The organism is Larkinella sp., from assembly GCF_965227735.1.
Classification (GTDB): Bacteria; Bacteroidota; Bacteroidia; order Cytophagales; family Spirosomataceae; genus Larkinella.
This window is the reverse complement of sequence record NZ_OZ245776.1, coordinates 7,215,089-7,234,172: the sequence shown is the minus strand read 5'-3', so window position 1 is coordinate 7,234,172 and position 19,084 is coordinate 7,215,089. Positions and strand designations below refer to the sequence as shown.

The 19,084-nt window shown below is 51.5% G+C and carries 15 protein-coding genes and 1 other RNA gene; 3 read left to right on the top strand and 13 right to left on the bottom strand.

All coding sequences use genetic code 11. The features are described 5' to 3' along the window. Positions 1–81: 81 nt before the first annotated feature. The 8 genes from ACO064_RS28600 to fabG form a co-directional block, all read right to left on the bottom strand. A complete protein-coding gene (locus tag ACO064_RS28600) occupies positions 82–828 on the bottom strand; it encodes a 30S ribosomal protein S16 (RefSeq protein ID WP_421830604.1) in 747 nt (248 codons plus the stop codon). A 271-nt stretch (positions 829–1,099) separates the two neighbouring features. After that, a complete protein-coding gene (locus ACO064_RS28595; protein WP_421830603.1) occupies positions 1,100–2,647 on the bottom strand; it encodes an OmpA family protein in 1,548 nt (515 codons plus the stop codon). 108 nt (positions 2,648–2,755) lie between these two features. After that, positions 2,756–3,210: RNase P RNA component class A (gene rnpB / locus ACO064_RS28590), an RNA gene on the bottom strand. A 125-nt stretch (positions 3,211–3,335) separates the two neighbouring features. Then, positions 3,336–4,736, bottom strand: coding sequence for a DUF4403 family protein (locus ACO064_RS28585; RefSeq protein WP_421830602.1), 1,401 nt, complete (start codon positions 4,734–4,736; stop codon positions 3,336–3,338). A gap of 16 nt (positions 4,737–4,752) precedes the next feature. Then, a complete protein-coding gene (locus tag ACO064_RS28580; protein ID WP_421830601.1) occupies positions 4,753–5,766 on the bottom strand; it encodes a Smr/MutS family protein in 1,014 nt (337 codons plus the stop codon). A 138-nt stretch (positions 5,767–5,904) separates the two neighbouring features. Next, positions 5,905–6,795 (bottom strand): DUF2279 domain-containing protein, encoded by an 891-nt coding sequence (locus tag ACO064_RS28575; protein ID WP_421830600.1) that lies wholly within the window; start codon positions 6,793–6,795, stop codon positions 5,905–5,907. 55 nt (positions 6,796–6,850) lie between these two features. Further along, positions 6,851–8,935, bottom strand: a complete 2,085-nt coding sequence (locus ACO064_RS28570; RefSeq protein WP_421830599.1) for a VWA domain-containing protein — start codon at positions 8,933–8,935, stop codon at positions 6,851–6,853. A gap of 93 nt (positions 8,936–9,028) precedes the next feature. Beyond that, a complete protein-coding gene (gene fabG / locus ACO064_RS28565) occupies positions 9,029–9,775 on the bottom strand; it encodes a 3-oxoacyl-[acyl-carrier-protein] reductase (RefSeq protein ID WP_421830598.1) in 747 nt (248 codons plus the stop codon). 198 nt (positions 9,776–9,973) lie between these two features. Here fabG and ACO064_RS28560 point away from each other — a divergent pair, with 198 nt between their 5' ends. Together ACO064_RS28560 and ACO064_RS28555 are read left to right on the top strand one after the other, a co-directional pair. Next, positions 9,974–10,747, top strand: a complete 774-nt coding sequence (locus tag ACO064_RS28560) for a phosphatidylinositol-specific phospholipase C/glycerophosphodiester phosphodiesterase family protein (protein WP_421830597.1) — start codon at positions 9,974–9,976, stop codon at positions 10,745–10,747. 287 nt (positions 10,748–11,034) lie between these two features. Then, on the top strand, positions 11,035–11,247 hold the full coding sequence (locus ACO064_RS28555) for a hypothetical protein (protein WP_421830596.1): 213 nt from the start codon (positions 11,035–11,037) through the stop codon (positions 11,245–11,247). A gap of 11 nt (positions 11,248–11,258) precedes the next feature. Here ACO064_RS28555 and ACO064_RS28550 read toward each other — a convergent pair whose 3' ends face one another. From ACO064_RS28550 to ACO064_RS28540, 3 genes are all read right to left on the bottom strand, one after another. After that, entirely contained in the window at positions 11,259–12,407 is a 1,149-nt protein-coding gene (locus ACO064_RS28550; RefSeq protein WP_421830595.1) for a hypothetical protein, read from the bottom strand. 152 nt (positions 12,408–12,559) lie between these two features. After that, a complete protein-coding gene (locus ACO064_RS28545) occupies positions 12,560–15,088 on the bottom strand; it encodes an ATP-dependent Clp protease ATP-binding subunit (protein WP_421830594.1) in 2,529 nt (842 codons plus the stop codon). 65 nt (positions 15,089–15,153) lie between these two features. Then, entirely contained in the window at positions 15,154–15,861 is a 708-nt protein-coding gene (locus ACO064_RS28540; RefSeq protein WP_421830593.1) for a WbqC family protein, read from the bottom strand. A gap of 61 nt (positions 15,862–15,922) precedes the next feature. Here ACO064_RS28540 and ACO064_RS28535 point away from each other — a divergent pair, with 61 nt between their 5' ends. Next, positions 15,923–16,798: a lysophospholipid acyltransferase family protein gene (locus ACO064_RS28535; RefSeq protein ID WP_421830592.1), complete on the top strand. Its 876-nt coding sequence runs from the start codon at positions 15,923–15,925 to the stop codon at positions 16,796–16,798. A gap of 382 nt (positions 16,799–17,180) precedes the next feature. Here the strand turns inward: ACO064_RS28535 and ACO064_RS28530 are convergent, their stop codons facing one another. After that, positions 17,181–18,011 carry a hypothetical protein gene (locus ACO064_RS28530; protein WP_421831077.1) on the bottom strand — a complete coding sequence of 277 codons (831 nt, stop codon included), beginning with the start codon at positions 18,009–18,011 and terminating at the stop codon, positions 17,181–17,183. 432 nt (positions 18,012–18,443) lie between these two features. After that, entirely contained in the window at positions 18,444–19,064 is a 621-nt protein-coding gene (locus ACO064_RS28525; protein WP_421830591.1) for an L-threonylcarbamoyladenylate synthase, read from the bottom strand. Positions 19,065–19,084: the final 20 nt, after the last annotated feature.

Sequence of the window (19,084 nt, the reverse complement as noted above, 5' to 3'; positions counted from 1 at the left end):
TCTATATAAAACAACAACTGACAGAATTCCATTTCAAGAAACAGACTTCCATCAGTTGTTAACTCAATTTCTTACGAAATACTAAGCCTTCGCTTCGCCCTCATCAGCGGGTTTTTCGTCGGCGGCTGGTGCTTCAGCAACCGGAGCTTCGGCGGGAGCCTCAGCAGCAGGAGCTTCAACAACCGGAGCGGCTTCAGCGGCAGGGGCTTCAGCAACCGGAGCTTCGGCGGGAGCCTCAGCGGCAGGGGCTTCAACCGGTGCGGCTTCGGCAACGGGCTCAGCGGCAGGTTCTTCCACGGCGGCTTCGGCAACGGGTGCTTCCACTTCGGCTTCTTCAACCAATTCCGGTGCCTCAACAACGGGTTCTTCAACCACGTTTTTCTTGGCAATAGCCAGCGCACGCGCTTCATTCACTTTCTTCTCAGCATCCAGACGCGCTTTTTTGGCATCGGCTTTCAGTTGGGATTTGGTGTCGGCACTGCCCTGCTTCCGGCCTTCTTTGCCTTCTTTCCAGTCTTCGAACTTGGCATCGGCCTGTTCTTGCGAGATAGCGCCTTTGATCACACCTACTTGCAGGTGTTTTTTCAACATCACGCCTTCGTGTGACAAAATTGAACGGGCCGTGTCGGTCGGTTGTGCCCCTTTCATCAGCCAATCTACAGCCCGGTCGTTTTTCAGAACCACGGTTGCAGGATCGGTGTTCGGGTTGTACGAACCGATTTTTTCAATAAAGCTACCATCACGTGGTGCTCTGGCATCGGCTATAACGATGTCGTAGATAGCCAGTTTTTTGCGTCCCCGACGCGATAAACGGATTTTAACTGCCATTTTATTGGTTTGTTTTCTGAGGGTTCCGGTTGGCTCACAAAAGTGAGGCCGTCCTTCAGTAGAATTAGGGTGCAAAGGTACTGATTTTTCTTGAAATAGAGGAGCAAAATCAGGAAATGATAAATGTAAAATGAGTAATGCTAAATGTAAAAGTGGGCTGGCGCGTTCAAAACACTTTTGCATTTAGCATTACTCATTTTACATTTATCATTTCCTGTAAACAACAAAACCCCGACAAACGCCGGGGTTTTGCATACAGGGTTATCAAATATTATCTCGGTTCTCTCGAATCAAACCGTTGACCGGACTGGTACGGAGACCGGAGCATGTTCATCGGAACAATTTTGATTTCGACCCGGCGGTTTCGCTGAAGGTTATCCCCGGAAGTGTTTGGTGCAATCGGTCGGTATTCACCGTAGTATTCGACCGTCACCCGGCTCGGGTCCGTTAAACCGGCGCGGGTCAGATAGCGTTTGGCAGCATCCACCCGACGTTTCGAGAGTTGAATGTTGTAGCCATAAGATGCCCGGTAATCGGCGTGTCCAACGAGGATGATTCCGCAGTTGGTTTTCACGTTCAGCAATTCAACCACCTTCTTCATAATGTCCTGCGATGCCGGCCGGATCGTGGCTTTGTCGGTATCGAATTCGATGTTGCTAAACAGTGCCTCGCATTCCGGGGCGAATTTGCCACGCAGAATCGAGCTGATGATGCTGTCCAGGTTCATGGCAACCCCGGCACCGGAAACTACACTGCCTGCTGGTGTCGCCGGTTCTTTGTCAAACAGGTCGGCAACACCGTCGTTATCCGTATCCGTATACAGACGGGGATCGACTGGTTTTGGCATGTTGGCCTTGGCAATCGAATCCGCGTCGTTCATCGTTGGGTTGTAAGGCTCTTTCAGCAGATCTTTCGGATCGGCCCAACGCAGGTGGTAACGGCCTTTGGCGGGGTCATAAACACCATCTTTGCCAACCCGAACCGCATCTTTTCCAATCTTGTAGGTCAGTGACAGACCCAGACCAGCCCATTTGTCCAGACCGGAATCACCCCGTCTCCAGCCGTACACGTTACCCGCTTTCGAGTTATCAACTCCGCCGACGGTCATATCCAGTTTCTCGGTATTGACCATATACAATGTGGCATCCAGGCCGATGTCGAGCCGCGACGTCAATTCATAATGCAGAGCCGACCCCAGCGGGAAAACGAACTCACGGGTATAAACGGAACCGTCACTCTCCCATTTTCCCTGGGTCACCGAACTGTAATCGCGCCGGTCGTTGCTATACCGGATCATCTGGCCCGTGGTCAGGTCATACACCCGGGTGTCGAACCACATCAAACCGGCCCCGGCGTGCAGATCCCACTTCCAGCGTTTCAGCTTGCGGGTTCCAAACAGGAGTGATTTCATGTTGACGTTGGCGTTCAGTGTTCCCTGCAGGAAATTCGAACGGAACGAGGCATTGTAAAGTGACTGTTTCGACCCCCGCAGCGAACCGATGTGGAAATCGGCAGAGGCTCCGAAAAGATGGCTAAGCTGTTTGTTAATCGACACGCCCAGCGCACCGGTGGTTTTGGTGTTGGGCCCTTTTTGCGGGAATCCTTTGTAAAAACCGTAATTGTCCAGGTCGCCAAAGAAACGGGTGAGCGCAGGTGTGACGGTCACTGACCAGGTATTCATTTTGTAGTCGCCTTCGTAGGAGCGATTACGGTTCGATGTTCCGGCCGAGGAACGGGTGGTGGTGTCAGTTTGGGCATACCCGACAGCCTGCGTCAGTAACAGAAGCGTCAGAGAAGCGAAAATGGAAATTTTCTTCATGAGAACTCAGGTTTAATTCATAAGCCTTTAACGTAGAACAATCGCTCGGCAAGCCGGCGCTACGGCGGACCGTTTAAAAACTACTCTTTTTCATTCATCGGCAACTTTCCGCGAAGTAAATCTATAAGCCGGATTCTGTCTCCGATCAGATTGCCGAAACAACCCTCTTCGGGTTCTTATCATTTATCTCGATTCCGGATCACTCCGGAACTCTATCGATCTACCCGCATCAGCATCATTTCGACCGGGGTCAAAACTACGGGAACGAGTCGCCCCCATTCTGATGCCTATTTGATCTTTCAGCCCATAAGGTTTACCCTGCCCCGGCTGTCACCAGCCGGGCGGTGGGCTCTTACCCCACCTTTTCACCCTTACCGTCGATTCGTTTAGAAACTAAACGCAGCGCCGGCGGTTCGTTTTCTGTGGCACTTTCTGTCAAATGGCCGTCAGCGCGAGCGCCTTCCGCCACCTGCCTTCCCGTTAGGAAGTATGGTACTCTGTGCTGTCCGGACTTTCCTCCCCGGTTCGGTAAACCGTTCCGGAGCGATAAGACAATTTACCTCGCGTTGGTTGCCATTCCGTGATTACCGCAAATCTATAAATACTTAGGTTCTTTAAAAACCTGGTATCGAAAAACTGCAAATTTTTCGAGCCTATTGCCAAAAAAGATGCATCAATCCGGGTTTAACTATAATCCTTCGACCTTCAAATTGATTCGACCGGACGCATATACGACTGCCAGCATCGACTCCTGTGTCAAGTAAACCTGATCCGGCGATACTTGTTCGAGCTTCCCGTTGATAATAACTCCCTTTGTGATTTGATTGTTCGTTAATCGGGCCTGAAGCGACTTTCTGGCTTCATCAATCTGGCTACCGACCGGAATCGTCAGTTGTTTTTCCAACGTGCGTGCAAAGCTACCCTGTAATAACCAACTCGCCGTTTTATACAGGATATTTTTTGTATCAAGGTCATAATGCAGGTCCCGCAACGAGATCGTCCGGGTTTGCTGATCATAAAAAGGCTGTCCCCGCAGGTAAATAGCACCGTTGATGCTGCCTTCCAGCGTGGCCTTGATGATTAAATTGTTGTTTTGTCCGTACAATTCGATACCCCGGATCGTAATCTTGTAACGGCCATCGCGAAATTCGTAGGACTGCCCCACAAATTCGTCCGAAACCACCTTCGCGGCTTCGGCGTAGGTCGCTTCACTGAGCAAACCGATGCGAAATTGATCGGGGATTTCTTTTGAGACGATTAATTCCGGAATAGTAACTGCCGGGCGGACGTCGGGTTTGGTTCCGGTCTGGGTCAAGGTATACCCTTCAATACCAATCGTTGACCGAATGGCTCCTTTTTCAAACCGAAAGGGCGTGATCAGGATGCGTTTGGGAACGACCAGTAACCAGGTGCGGTATTTTTCGGAAACCAGGTAGGGCTGGCGGATGGTGTTCCAGGCCGTTAGCACCGGTGTTCGCAGATCGATTTGCTTATGAATCTGCTCATCGAGGGCTTTGGTGATCTTGCCCAGATTTTTGTCGATGAGCCGTCCCACGATGTTGGTTACCGGAACGTCGAAACCGGCAATTTTTAAGGCCGGTTTTTTCACCCAATCGTAGCCCTGCGCGGTGGTCTGGGTGCTGGCGGTCCAGTCTTTATCGATGGAAAACCGGGTGGCAAATTTGAGGGTCAGTTCAAATTCCGTCTCCTGGTATTTTGTAAAGCCCAGTACGGACATGCCGGCTTTGGCCCAGATTTTCAGCGGAACCTGAAAGAAAAAGAGGCTGTCCTGCGCCGTCACCTGGATGGGAGCCCGTTTCCAGACTTTGGTCATAAACTGATCGTCGTCGTTATCGGTCAGGCTGTTGTCTTCATACACCAGGCCGTTTACCTGACTGTTGATCTGCCGCTCGACGTCGGTCAGCGCAATGGATACAGGAATATTTACAGTCGATAAAAACTTGTCGTTCTGTACCTCCATTTTGGTTACCGTATAGGCGGCTTTCGGCGCCTTCGGATTTGTCGTAGCGGTGTGTTTGCAAGCCTGTACTGCCAGAAAAACCAGTAGTAAACTCAGGAATCGGGTCAATGTAGTAAAAATAATTTTATTTAATCTTAACCTTGGTCGCACCGTAGCCAAATTTTTCCTTCTGAGCATCTTCAAAATAAGCAACACCGGGGTATTTGCCCAGCCGCCGGTGGAGTTCGTTTCGCAAAACCCCGTTGCCAACCCCGTGTATAAACGTAATGTCGTCCATGCCGCTGGCAATCGCTTTTTCCAGGTTTTTCTCGAACTCCTGAAGCTGAACTTCCAGCAACTCGGCATTGGTTCGGCTCCCGAATCCGTTGGGCAGGAGCTTGTCAATATGCAGGTCGATGATCGACGACGGTCGTACCAACTTAGCCGGTTCCTTGGCCGACAGTTCCTTTTTTCCGGTATTGCCCATCAAACTTTCGCGCAGGGCTGTGGCATCCAGTGGTTTGGTGGCTTCCTTCGCTACCGGTTTTTCCTCCTCCACCTCTTCCACATCAAGTTGAAAAACATGACCGGTCTGGTTCAACACCGGAATCGGGCCGCTGCTGGCCTGAAAGGTCTGCGTTCGGCACTTGAGCCGCCGGATCAACGGTTCACGCAAAGAAGCGGCACCGCGACGGTGCCACAGGGCCTGAACTAAAAAAGTCGGCCAGTTTTCGAAGGTGGCCAGCGCATACGGCTGGCCCAGTTTAAAAAAAGAGCGCGCTTTCAGTACTTCCGCATAGAGACCCGAATAGCGGTTTTCGCGTTCTTCACCGATGGAAAAAGGCAGATCCCAGTCGGTATTGTTCACCAGATAGGCAACGACTATTTTCAGGTTACCGGGGCCGTTTTGCGGAACAAAAGCCAGGTAAATGCCTGCACTACTGATAATTTCTGGTTTCGCCGATTTCTGGGCTTCGATACCGGGAGCGGCTTGAAACCGCGTTGATTCCAGCGCCGACACCACCACGATCTCCGACCGTAAAACCGGAATCCGGAAACCGTCTTCAATTTCAATTTCTACCTGATTGCCGGGCAGGAAGCGCGTAACGACGCCCTGTTCCTTCGCCCGCAACATGCGCACTTTGTCACCAATATTCATAGTTAATGTACTTTTTTGCCCCTAAATCCCCCAAAGGGGACTTTTAGCATCTGGATTAAGCTGCATCCAAGTCCCCTTTAGGGGATTTAGGGGCAAAAAGCGAAAGTGTAATAAATTATCAGACGTAATTTTTATCTACTAAAAGTATAACGCATGAAACTGAAAACCGTTCCGACCGTTGTATTCCAGCGTCGGTGCGGGCATTTTCAGCGTATTCAACAAAAAGAACAACGTTTTCAGGCCTTTTTTTCGGGTCGGTATCCGGGTGAAATCAATGTCCAGCGACAGGTAATACTGCCGGTAGGGCCGGTAGCCAAGCTCGATGCTTTTCGACGTTTCGGCCGCAACCATATCCTGAATCCCGTATCCAACCGCAATATTCAGCCATTTGGGCAATTTAGAATCCCGCCGGGCAAAGGTCGACGGATTAATCGATAACCAATACGTTTGCCCGTTATAATCTTTCAGCCACCGTTCATTCCAGCTACTGCCCAGCAAGTTTGGCCGTACTTTTGCCAGTGCGGTGTTGTGAAACGAAAATTTCGGCTGAATCCGCAGCTCCCCCCACGCCAGGTATTGTCCCGTATACAGAGCAGGGCCTGCCATGTTCGCAATCATGTCCCCCACCGAAAAACCGTATTCAGGCGAAAAACCGTCCAAAATTTCGATGGGCGTTTGAAAAATCAGACCGGTAAGCCCGGCATAAATGGCGGCTTTCCGGTCCGACAAACCCGCCCAGCGATACGCCTGTGCCGAAACGCGGGCAATCTGGTAGGCCGTCACCATGTGGCCCACCTTATCGATTTGCAGCCACTCCCGGTTGTCGTTAAAAAAATGGAAATTCGTCAGCGGGTTGTCATACCACGCCCGACTCAGGCCGTAAATGGTCGTTCCGTAGACGACGGTTTCGGCAATGAGCAAATTCCGGAGCCGACAACGGTAACAGGGTTCGGTGGTCCGGCTGGTCGTGTCCTGCGCAAAAGACGGGGTAATCGAAAAATGAAGGAGTGAAAAGAGTACAATACACATCCAGAAGCATCGCCTTCTTTTTCTCATACCCTCACGCCCTCCAGTTTTACGCTTTCTAATACGCTCCATGATATTTTCGCAATCCCCACTCGGCACTGATCAGAATGACAATCAGGAAAAACAACCAGCGTAAATTGATGAGTTCGTTCAGTTCTTCATTGCTGCTCAGTCGTCCGGGCGGTTTGTTTTTCACCAGATCGTCGGCCAGCGATGCCAGCGTCGACGCATTGTAGAAACGGCCGCCGGTTTGCTGCGCCAACTGCCGGAGCATCATGTGGTCGGCGGTAGTGTTGATGGCTTCAAACTGCTGCTCCCGCACAATGAATTCGCCACTGGCGGTTTCGGTCCGGCCGTTCAGTGAGGCAGTGGCCCGGAAGCGATAAACGCCCTCCGGCAAACTGCTCACCTCAAATCGGGAATTGCTGGCCGTTGGCGTATAATTAAAACTGCGCGGAACCGCCCGCTCGTTGGTGATTTCCAGCCGAACCGGCCGGTCGAACAGCTTTTCGTAAATGTCGTTGTACATCTCGGTCTCGAACGTCACTTTCTCGCCCGCCAGAAACTCGTTCCGAATCGGATACACCCGCAGTTTCCGGCGATCTTCCTTGATCGAAACCAGTTGTATCACTTTCTGGATCAGCTCGTCCACCACAGCCTGGTTATCGGTCAGGGCAAATTCTTCGAGACGCCATTCCCAAAATCCTTCCCCCGCCAGAACGGCGGCTTTGCGTGGCGTCGTGATGTTGATGGCCAGCAACGGTTTGCTCGTCCGAACGCTTCCAACCTGCTGCCACAGCACCACCTCACTCCCCGGCGACAGTTTGTAGTCGCCGAACGGAACCAGCATCGGCGGCAGTCGATCCAGCAGGGTCAGTTTCTGCGCATCCAGGTTTAGTTGCCGAAAATCAGGATTAAACCGCCCGGTTACTTTATCGGTTTGTCCGCCACCCGCCACCACCTGAACCACCGGATTCATCCCGTTGAACGATTGCAGGCCCGACTGTGTCCCCAGAATGAACAACAGGGGCGTATTTTTCTGCATGACGCGCTGCACCACGGCGGCACCGGCGTTCTGGTTATCCGGCAGTTGATGGAGAATCACCAGATCGTAGACTTTGTCCGGAATTTCGGCGGTTCCACCGTTCAGAATGCGGATGTCAAGCTCATAATTCTGGTTTTTCTCGATAATGCTGCGCAGGGCTTTCACATCCGGGTGTGGACTCAGGGCCAGCAACAGAATTTTCTCCTTGCCATCGATGATGTCGATATATACATCCCGGCGGTTGTTGCGGGGGGTAAATTCACTGTCCTGGGGCAACACTTCGACGACGTAGTGCTGCATACCCTTCTGGTTCGAAAACGCCTGAAAAGTCAGTTGCTGAAAGGTTTCGGCCTGGCTGAAATTGACGGTTTGCCGGCTCAGTTCCTTGCCATTCTGCCGCAACACCACGGTTCCGCTACGGCCCTGAAAACCGTAGCTGACCACATCGGCCTGAATCGGAAACTGGTTGCCGAGGTAGGCAATTTTATTGGCAACGGCGTCTTTCAGTTGCACATCGCGCTTCGGAATCGTGTCGCCGACGCCCACGGTGTGCAGAGCAAAGTTATACCGCCCGAACGTTGGCGAAAGCCCCTGATTGGCAATACCGTCCGAAATCAGCACCACATCGGTCAGGTTCCGGCCTTCGTAGGCATTCCGGATTCCGCCCAGCAGGTTCGACAAGTCGGTGGTCCGCTGGTTGAACGGAATCGTTTTCAGGTCACCGGCCACCAGGCTGTCGCCCAGTGTTTGCACCGACACGTCGATATCGTCGCTCATTAGCCGCTCGCGCAGTTGGTTGGCTGCTTCAAGGGCGCGGTCGAGTTGGGGCCTGCCGCCCACCATCATCGACTCCGAATTATCAATCGCCAGAACCACTTTCGGTTTTTCGGTGATGGTTTGCGTACTGCGAATCAGCGGATTGAGCAGCAGAAAACACACCGTGCTGACCACCAGAAACCGAAACGCGGCCAGGGAGAGATTCATCCGCTGGCTCCAGCCGGAATTCCGCTGGTACAACGCAAACGCATAGGCCGCCCCCACCGCCAGACACAGCAGCAACCACCAGGGAGACGATTGAAAATAAAGTTCGGAGCGCATTTTATTCAGTTAAGAGTTAAGAGTTAAGAGTGAAGAGCTAAAAAGAGTGCGTCAGCCAACTCATAACTCTTCACTCATCACTCTTAACTAATTTTAGGTTAGCATTCCCCCGTCCACCTGCAGCACCTGGCCGGTGATGTAGCGGGACAGGTCGGAAGCCAGGAAAACGGCGCAGTCAGCGACTTCTTCCGGTTGTCCACCACGCCGGAGCGGAATCGACTGCTTCCATTCTTCTACGGCTTTCTCGTTGATTTCGCCGGTCATTTCGGTTTCGATAAAACCGGGTGCAATGGCATTCGAACGAATGTTGCGGGAACCCAGTTCCAGCGCAACCGATTTGGTAAACCCGATGATACCGGCTTTGGAAGCGGCATAATTGGCCTGACCGGCATTACCCCGAATCCCGACCACGGAGGTCAGGTTGATGATGGAGCCTTTCTTGGCTTTCATCATCGGTTTGATCACAGCTTTGGTCAGGTTAAAGACCGACTTAAGATTAACGTTGATAACGACATCCCATTGTTCTTCGCTCATCCGCATCAGCAGGCCATCGCGGGTGATACCGGCATTGTTGACCACGGCATCAATGGTGCCAAAATCGGCAATGATCTGGTTTGCCAGTTCTTCGGCGGCTTTGTAATCCGACGCATCGGAACGGTAGCCCTTTACCTTAACCCCAAAAGCCGCCAGTTCGGCTTCCAGCGCCTGCCCTTTTTCAACGCTGGAGAGGTACGTAAACGCAATATCGGCACCCTCCTGGGCAAACCGAATGGCAATGGCCCGACCGATGCCCCGGGAGGCTCCGGTTATCAATGCAACTTTTCCTTGAAGTAAACTCATGGAGTAAAATGTAAGTAACGAGGCTTTGTAAGATTGGCCGCAAAAATAGTAGTATATATTCGATCATCCGACTACTTTTGCCCGAAACGTTGCAAAGAGTCGCACCAGCGATTTATTTTCCACTGCAAACCGGAAAGAAAACCCAATTTCTGTTGCGAAACGGATTCCTGTCCCTTCACCGAACATTCTCTCATCATTATGGCAAGGTTTATATGTATCTGTTTGATCGTTTGTTGGAGTCAATGGAGTGTTGCTCAGAAAGTTCACGCTCACAACGATTACGAAAAACCGGAGCCGCTAACGGCCGCAATCCGCAGTCAGGCCGGTTCCATTGAAGCCGACGTTTTTCTGGTTGACGGTAAGTTAATGGTTGCCCATGATAAATCCCAAATTCAGCCCGGTCGAACGCTGGATTCGCTCTATTTAAAGCCCATTGCCACCCTGTTCGGGCAAAATAAAAGCCGCCAGTCGGCCAATGGCACGGTGAGCAAAGACCGGAAGTATACGTTTCAATTGCTGGTCGATTTGAAGGACAATGGCGTGGAAGCCATTGAGGAGTTGCAGAAAGCCGTGGCACCTTACCGCACCTGCTTCGACCGGGCGATGAATCCGATGGCCATTCAACTGGTGGTCAGCGGCAGCCGCCCGCCCATTGCCAACTGGATCGACTACCCCGCCTACATCCTGTTCGACGGACGGCCCAGTGAATTATACGACGATGAAACCATCAAACACGTTGCCCTTTTCAGCGACACTTTTCAAACCTATTCCCGCTGGAACGGCGAGGGCGAAATGCCCGACAAAGACCGGGAAACACTGAAACGGTTTATCAAACGGGCGCATGCTCAGGACAAACCCATCCGGTTCTGGGCCGCTCCCGACAATGCCAATACCTGGAAACAACTGGCCAAGATCGGGGTCGATTACATCAATACCGATAAAGTGGAGGAGTGCGCCAGGGCGTTGAAGTAAATGATCACCCGAGAGTAGTTGCAAAAAAATATTTTCTACCCGGTATTCTCCCGAATTTGCCAGTTGTCAACCCATAGCCACCCGTTATTCATTGGTTTTATATCCTACGGCCCTGGAGAACTATTTTTGGTCCATTGAGACACACTCCATCCCGAATTAGGTATAATGCAACCACCCCGACGATCAACGTTTAAAAACCCCGCCGAAGCTACTCTTTTTCTGGAAGACTGGAACCAGCAGGTGGAAGCCCTGAATGGGTTTATCCGGCTCCACTCAGAAAAGAAGAGTTGCATCGGATCACCACGGACATTTACCTGATTCTGGGCGAAAACGACCCGCTCTTCCCGCCCGACACAACCATTCGGCTGGCCGAAGAGCACATTCTGACGCTACAGTGCAGCCAGATTTTACGCCAAACCGGCCACGGTATCGAAACGTCCAAAGAAGCGATTGAGCTATTGTATCAACTGGTGAGTAAAACCGTATGCAGCCCGTTTTAAACCGCCGATTTCTAAAAAACATATTGTACCGTAAAAGCCGGTGAGGTGGTCACCTGCAACCCCTGAAGCCACAGCCCGTTTTTCAACTCGTTGTTTTGCGTCTGCTTGCTGACGTTGAGATTCAGCAGGTTGGCTTCAGCAATAAAATTCTGCCCGATCAGGTAGGCGAGCCCGGCATTGAGGGTACCCCCGGCGGTGTGGTTAATTTGTTCTTTCGGAAAAGGGTCCTGCTTAAAAGAATAAGCGGAATACGTGAACGTCGCTCCGACATACGGACGAAGCCGGGTGTTGGACAGGTAGGCCCGAACGTAGGGTGCAAAACCCAGACTGGTTTCGCTGGTGGAGTTGGCTCCCTGATTCTTGCTCCAGGTGATGGGAACCGAAAGACCTACTAAAAAATTATTGGCGACAAAAAAACCGAACGCCGGAGCGGCAATCAGGCTTTGGGATTCATAAGTCCGAAGGTTAACGTCTTCTTTCGATCCCGAAAACACCACACTCGCCCCAACCGTAAACCGCCCGGCGCGGGCCTGGGAGCCAACCGTCGGAGGTGTTGCCGCCTGAATGTCCCGCTCCGACCGCGTCCGGCCGGTCATGTAGATCAATCCTGCCGTTAAACCGCTAAACGTAAAAGGAAAAATGGTGCTGTTGGTCGAAACCTCCATCCCCCAGCGTCCATCCAGAAAATAGACGCCCCCGATCTGGGTAAATGGTGAAACCTGGTAGGTATTCGTGCGATTTTCGCTCCGGATACTGGTTGCAGCATCATACACTTCCTGACGGTACTGATCAAGACTGCCGCCGATGCCGCCCCCGGCATAAATTCGCCAGTTGTTGGTACCCCAGTATTTTCGAACAAAAGCCGACAAACCGCCCCTCGTATACTGCTGGTTAAGCGGAATGGTGTTGGCATTCACCTGTTTGTAATGGGAACCGCTGACAGCCAGCCCCAGCATCCAGTTATTTTGCAGAAAAACGCCGTGGTTAATGGAAAAGTTGAGTTGAGGACTCCGCCGGGTATAACCGTTGGGATATTCTCCTGCCAGTTGGGTGGTATTGATTTGCAGATTACCGCTCCAGAGAGCCCGGCCCGGTTCCGTTTGGGCCAATGAGAGTTGCACGAAAAGAAGGCAGGAAGACAGCGTAGCCGTGAATTTCATAAGAAGTTGAGTTACGGAAAAAATAGAGCAATAATAATACCGGTTCAACATTCCTAAACCGATCCGCTGCAATTCGCACCAACTTCCAAAAAAATAGGCTGAACTTGCGTCCAGCCTATTTGAAATCGTATCTTAAATGGATTCAATTCATCTTATTCGGTTACCTGCTCGTGCTTCTTCACGGTGATGGTCAGGTTTTCGCCGTTCTCTTCGTAGTCGGCCATGATCACATCACCTTCCTTCAGGTCGCCTTTCAGAATTTCTTCCGCGACGGGATCTTCCAGGAACTTCTGGATCGCCCGGCTTAACGGACGCGCACCATACTGGGGATCGTAGCCTTTATCCGACAGGAAGTCTTTCGCTTTTTCTGTCAGCTCAACTTTGTAGCCCAGGCTTGTAACACGACCGAGCAGTTTGCCCAGCATCAGGTCGATGATCTTGTGAATATCTTCGCGTTGCAGCGAGTTGAACACGATCACATCATCCAGACGGTTCAGGAATTCCGGCGAAAACGCTTTCCGCAGGGCATTTTGAATCGTGCTCTTCATGATCTCGTCCTGGTTTTCGGACTTGCCACGGGTGGCAAAACCGATTCCGGAACCGAAATCTTTCAAATCACGAACCCCGATGTTCGATGTCATAATGATGATGGTGTTCCGGAAATCCACCCGGCGACCCAATCCATCCGTCAAAATACCGTCGTCGAGCACTTGCAACAGAATGTTGAACACATCCGGGTGCGCTTTTTCGATTTCATCCAGCAGAACCACGGAGTACGGTTTCCGACGGATTTTTTCCGTTAACTGACCGCCTTCTTCGTAACCCACATAACCCGGAGGAGCGCCGACCAGCCGGCTTACGCTGAATTTCTCCATGTACTCCGACATGTCGATGCGCACCAGGGCATCGTCTTTGTCGAAGAGGTAGGAAGCCAGCACTTTCGCCAGTTCCGTTTTACCAACCCCGGTTGGGCCGAGGAAGATGAACGAACCAATGGGTTTTTTCGGATCTTTCAAGCCGACGCGCGTCCGCTGAATGGCTTTCACCAATTTCTGAACCGCCTTATCCTGACCAATCACGCGACCGGTCAATTGCTCGGCCATGTTCAGCAACTTGGCGCCTTCGTTGGTGGCTACGCGGCTGGTTGGAATACCGGTCATCATGGCGACGACCTCGGCCACGTTTTCTTCCGAAACCGTATACCGTTTCTTCTTGGTTTCTTCTTCCCAGGCCAGTTTGGCGCGGTCCAGTTGATCGATCAGGCGTTTTTCCTTATCGCGAAGCTGGGCAGCCTCTTCATATTTCTGGCTTTTCACCACCTGGTTCTTCTCCTTCTTGATGTTCTCGATGCTGTCTTCCAGCCGCAGAATATCTTCGGGAACCGAGATGTTGGAGATGTGTACGCGGGCTCCCACCTCATCCAGAACGTCGATGGCTTTGTCGGGCAAAAACCGGTCAGAGATGTACCGCTCCGACAGTTTTACAGCCGCTTCCACCGCTTCCGGGGTGTAATTGACGTGGTGGTGGTCTTCGTACTTATCCTTGATGTTGTTCAGGATCTCGATGGTTTCTTCAACCGAAGTCGCGTCGACCATTACGACCTGGAACCGACGGGCCAAAGCGCCGTCTTTCTCAATGTACTGGCGGTATTCATCCAGCGTCGTGGCACCAATACATTGAATGTCGCCCCGCGCCAGAGCCGGTTTGAACATGTTGGAGGCATCGAGCGAGCCCGAAGCACCACCGGCACCGACAATGGTGTGAAGCTCATCAATGAAGAGAATCACCTCCGGCGATTTTTCCAGTTCGTTCATCACCGCTTTCATGCGTTCTTCAAACTGACCGCGGTATTTGGTACCGGCAACTAACGACGCCAGATCCAGGGTTACCACGCGTTTGCCAAACAGCACCCGCGATACTTTTTTCTGAACGATCCGCAACGCCAGGCCTTCTGCGATGGCGGTTTTACCAACGCCGGGCTCACCAATCAAGATTGGGTTGTTCTTTTTCCGGCGGCTCAGGATCTGGGCGACGCGTTCAATTTCTTTCTCACGGCCAACAATCGGGTCAAGTTTGCCCAATTCGGCGAGTTTGGTTAGGTCACGTCCGAAGTTGTCCAAAACCGGCGTTCTCGACTTTTCAGACCCTTTCGGATCTTTTCCCGACCCGGAGCTGCTGCTACCGAACATGCCGCGGTCGTTGTCGTCGTCGTCCGTTTCGGGGCCCATGTGCGGACGTGTACCGGAGGATTGATATTCCAGCATTTCCTTTATTACCTCGTAGTTGACATTAAATTTATTCAAAATCTGGGTGGCCACATTGTCCTCATCCCGAAGAATCGACAAGAGCAGGTGCTCGGTGCCAATCAACGGACTCTTGAAGATTTTTGCTTCCAGGTACGTGATTTTGAGTACTTTTTCAGATTGACGGGTGAGTGGTATATTGGCCAGATTTTTGACATTGTTGGTTGCGGTTCCTTTGGTTGCCTGCTCGATCGTCACGCGCAGTTCGTCCAGAGAAATGCCCAATTTTTTCAATAACCCAACGGCTACCCCTTCGCCTTCCCGAATCATACCCAGCAGCAGATGCTCTGTACCAATGTAGTCGTGACCCAGACGCAGGGCTTCCTCTCTGCTGAGCGAGATAACTTCTTTAACTCGGTTCGAAAATTTAGCTTCCATTCGCTTAGGGTTGTATCGTACTTAGTTGCGTCTTTTCGTAGTAACGAAAATTTTTTCGGTATTGTTCACGAGTTGAGAGACTGCTTCAAGACGTCGGTGGCGGCTGTTCCCTGGCAGAAAATCAAGTCCAGAATGCTTAGGTCAGGTACAAATACATTGCCAAAGTTCTGCTGGTACGAAACCGGGCGGTAAAACCTGCCATTTTGTGTAGGGTCCCGGTCGGCAATTTGGCCATGAGCATCCAGAACTTCGCTACCTACCTGTTTTTCAAAGGATTTTGTCATCAACAGCGTCTTTTGCCAGCGCAGCCATTTCAGACATAATGTCAGCAGCTCGAGGTTCAGGTCAAATAGAAAGACCCATTTCCTGCGAAATACCGCTTCGAGTTCATCAGCATAGTACTCAAAAAAAGGAGCTTTGCTGTAAGCCGTTACCAAACATCGCCAGTGACGATCGGTCCAGGCCTGACGGTCATCGATCTGCACGTCACGAATCGATTGCTTATGCGTACCATTGCGTACCGGAACCGTCAGTCGGTCGATGCCATTTGCTGTCAGGACATAACACCGATTTCTGTAACTTTGCTTTCCATAATGCTCGGCTGCTTCCAGCCAAACGGTATCGAAGGGTAAGAGAGCGGTAAAATAGGTCAGGCTGGGCAGATAGTGCAATTCAATCCGTATTCCCTGACTTAGTTGACCAACGTGGTACTTTTCCAATATACTCGACGCGTTGATAGCACCAAATAAATGAATTTCGTATTGAACAAGCAAACGGTTTCGCAAAATTTTAATTTGGAGGTATGATTTTGCGAATCGGATTATCCATTTTCGAATGTCACTCTCTTTTTTTCGTTTCCTTTCCCGAGTCCCGCTTACCGCCCTGTATGTGGTTTCCGACGTTTTATACGTTTTGCTGGCCTACGTTATCCGTTATCGCATGACAGTGATCGACACCAACTTAAAACGCTCATTTCCTGAAAAATCGGATACGGAACGTCGGCAGATCGCTAAAAATTTTTACCGAAACTTCGCGGACGTGTTGGTAGAAACGTTCAAGTTACCGGGAATGTCACCCAGTGAGCTACAAAAACGGGTTCTTTTCACCAACCAGGAGCTGGTACAGAACAAACTGGCACAGGGGCAGGCAGTTCTGATTATGGCATCGCACCAGTGCAACTGGGAATGGGCGCCCTCTGCGTCCGTCGTGAACGGCATGCCAGCCGATGCGGTTTACAAAAAACTGGCCAGTCCGGTTTCGGAGCGGTTGGTTCATTTCATTCGTTCGAGCTTCGGGGCCAAACCGGTTCCCATGAAATCCCTGCTCCGTGAAATGGTGACCCGGCGGAACGAACCGCGACTGATTGCCCTCGTCGCCGATCAGATTCCCGACCAGCCCGAGTATGGTTACTGGACATCTTTCATGAACCAGGAAACGCCGTTTTATCCCGGCACGGAACGACTGGCCCGAAGTTTTGGATTGCCGGTTTTCTACATTGAAATGCAACGCGTCCGGCGGGGTTACTACGCCATGACGTTCTATCCCATTGCCGAACCGCCGTACCTGGCCTTACCGGAAGGAGAAATTCTGCACCGCTACCGCGACCTCCTGGAAAAAACCCTTCGTACAGCCCCCTCCGACTGGCTCTGGTCGCACAAACGCTGGAAGCACCAACGCGACAAGTACGTAAAGACGCAGGTGAAATGGTGAACGAGACCCAATTAGCCTGAAAGGCTTTCATCATTAGCCCCGGACGATGTCCGGGGAGGCCAGAATGATCGTCTCCCAAATACCAAAAAAGCCTGAAAGGCTGTCATCATCAACCCCGGGCATCGCCCGGGGAGGCCAGAATGATAGACCCCCAAACACCAAAAAAGCCTGAAAGGCTGGCATCATTAACCCCGGGCATCGCCCCGGGGGAGGCCAGAATGATCGTCTCCCAAACACCAAAAAAGCCTGAAAGGCTGGCATCATTAACCCCGGGCATCGCCCGGGGCATCCCCATCCCAACGATCATCACGGAGGTCATGGAATGCCCCGGGCGTTGCCCGGGGCTAATGGATAGGAGCCTTTCAGACTCAGGGAACAGACGCTACTGGTATTGAATATAGAGCGGTTTAGGATCGAGTGCCAGCACTTCTGCCGGTTCCATCACGTGCGGGGCCTTGTGGTTCGACCGGTGATCGACCTTCTTCAAATCGTTGTAATAAAACAATTTGAAACCGGTGTACTGCACGGGTTCTTTGACAATATAATCGCGGTACGAATCGATTTTCAGGGAAGGCGGCCCCCAGCCATCCATATCGATCACGATGGCAACCCGCGGATCAAGCTTGATATTCTTGTAGTTGGTGACCATCCGCTGCGTGAACCGGTGAACCACCAGTACCTTCGGCGGAATGTTGTTTTCTTTCACCACGCGGCTCAAAAATTGCACCGCATCATTGATGTCAGCCGCATCGTAGGTTCCAATCCGGGTTCCCGGACGCGCGCCCGTTTTCATCGAAAACTCAGGATCGATGCCGAGGTGAACATACGGCAGTTTCAGGTATTTTTCAAGAAAAGCCATTTCACCTTTCAAATCCGCCAGACCGACCTGAATGTCCAGAAACACAATAGCACCGTGTTGGGCACCCCAGCTAATGACCTTACGAATCGTTTTGTCGCTCATCCGCAGACGGTATTTTCCGTCTTTCTGGGGGGTTCCCTGAGCCGAAATAGCCACCAGGTGAAGTGCCTTCTGGATGGGTTTCGATGGATCGGCTTTTTGCCAGCGTTCCGCTTCGCGATCCAGTTTCTGCAGCATTTCCTTCCGGGGGAACTCACCCAAAATACCCATTTTTTTGGAGTGCGGATTTCCGTAGTAAGCCAGAATCCGGTGTTTCGGCAACAGCGTGTCGGGTAAGGTGCCGGCAAATTGCAGGGTATCGGCTTTTAGAGGGTCTTTTTCTGTCGAATCTACGGCTACAGCCGATGTTGGGGTTGCAGCCGGAACCGAGTCCGTCACCGGGGCCGGCGTTCGGACCGCCGTGCTGTCGGACTTTGTCGTTTCGTCTCCGCTTCCGTTGCTGCCCGAGCAACCTGTTAATGCGTTGAATTGAATAAAAATTGAAGTAATTGCAACCAGTTTCCATGCCGTTCGGCACGATTTACACCCTCCGTTTACCACTGTGCTTTGATGAAAAAAATGTGAACGATTACGTACCTGCGAACGTCAGTCCGCATACCCTTTTAAATTAAATACAGATTAAAATCCGTAGTTGCTCCAAAAATAGAAACTCTGCCGTAAATCGGAAGGGTAAATCTGAAAATAATGAGTAACAGGTGCTTTTTTCGCTTTGATCTAAAAAAATAGTTACTCTTCTATTTCACCCAGTCCCCGGCGGACAATTTCAAAGTCATCGGTTGTAGCGTCGATAATGGTCGAAGGCATGTTGCCGCCCATACCCCCGTCGATCACCAGGTCGACCAGGTGTTGAAACCGTTCGAAGATGATTTCCGGATCGGTGATATACGGGACAATATCGTCGTCGTCTTTGATGGTCGTCGTAATGATGGGATTGCCCAGTTCCTTCACAATGGCCCGCGGAATACTGTGATCCGGAATCCGGATGCCAACGGTACGCTTGTTGGTATGGAGGATTTTCGGCACGCGGTGGCTCACATCCAGAATAAAGGTGTAGGGGCCCGGTAGTAACCGTTTCATCATTTTGAAGGCCAGGTTGCTAACTTTGGCATAATCCGCAATGTGGCTCAAATCATGACAGATAAACGAAAAGTCGTTTTTCTGCGGTTTGATGCCTTTCATCCGAGCAATGCGCTCGATGGCGCGGGTATTGTGAATGTCACAGCCCAGCCCATAAATCGTGTCGGTTGGGTAGATGATAACGCCCCCATTGCGCAGGATATCAACGACATGGCGAATCTTTCGCTCTTCAGGGGTATCGGGATGAATCCGTAAAAACTCGGCTGACATAGGTTCAATGGCTTATTTGC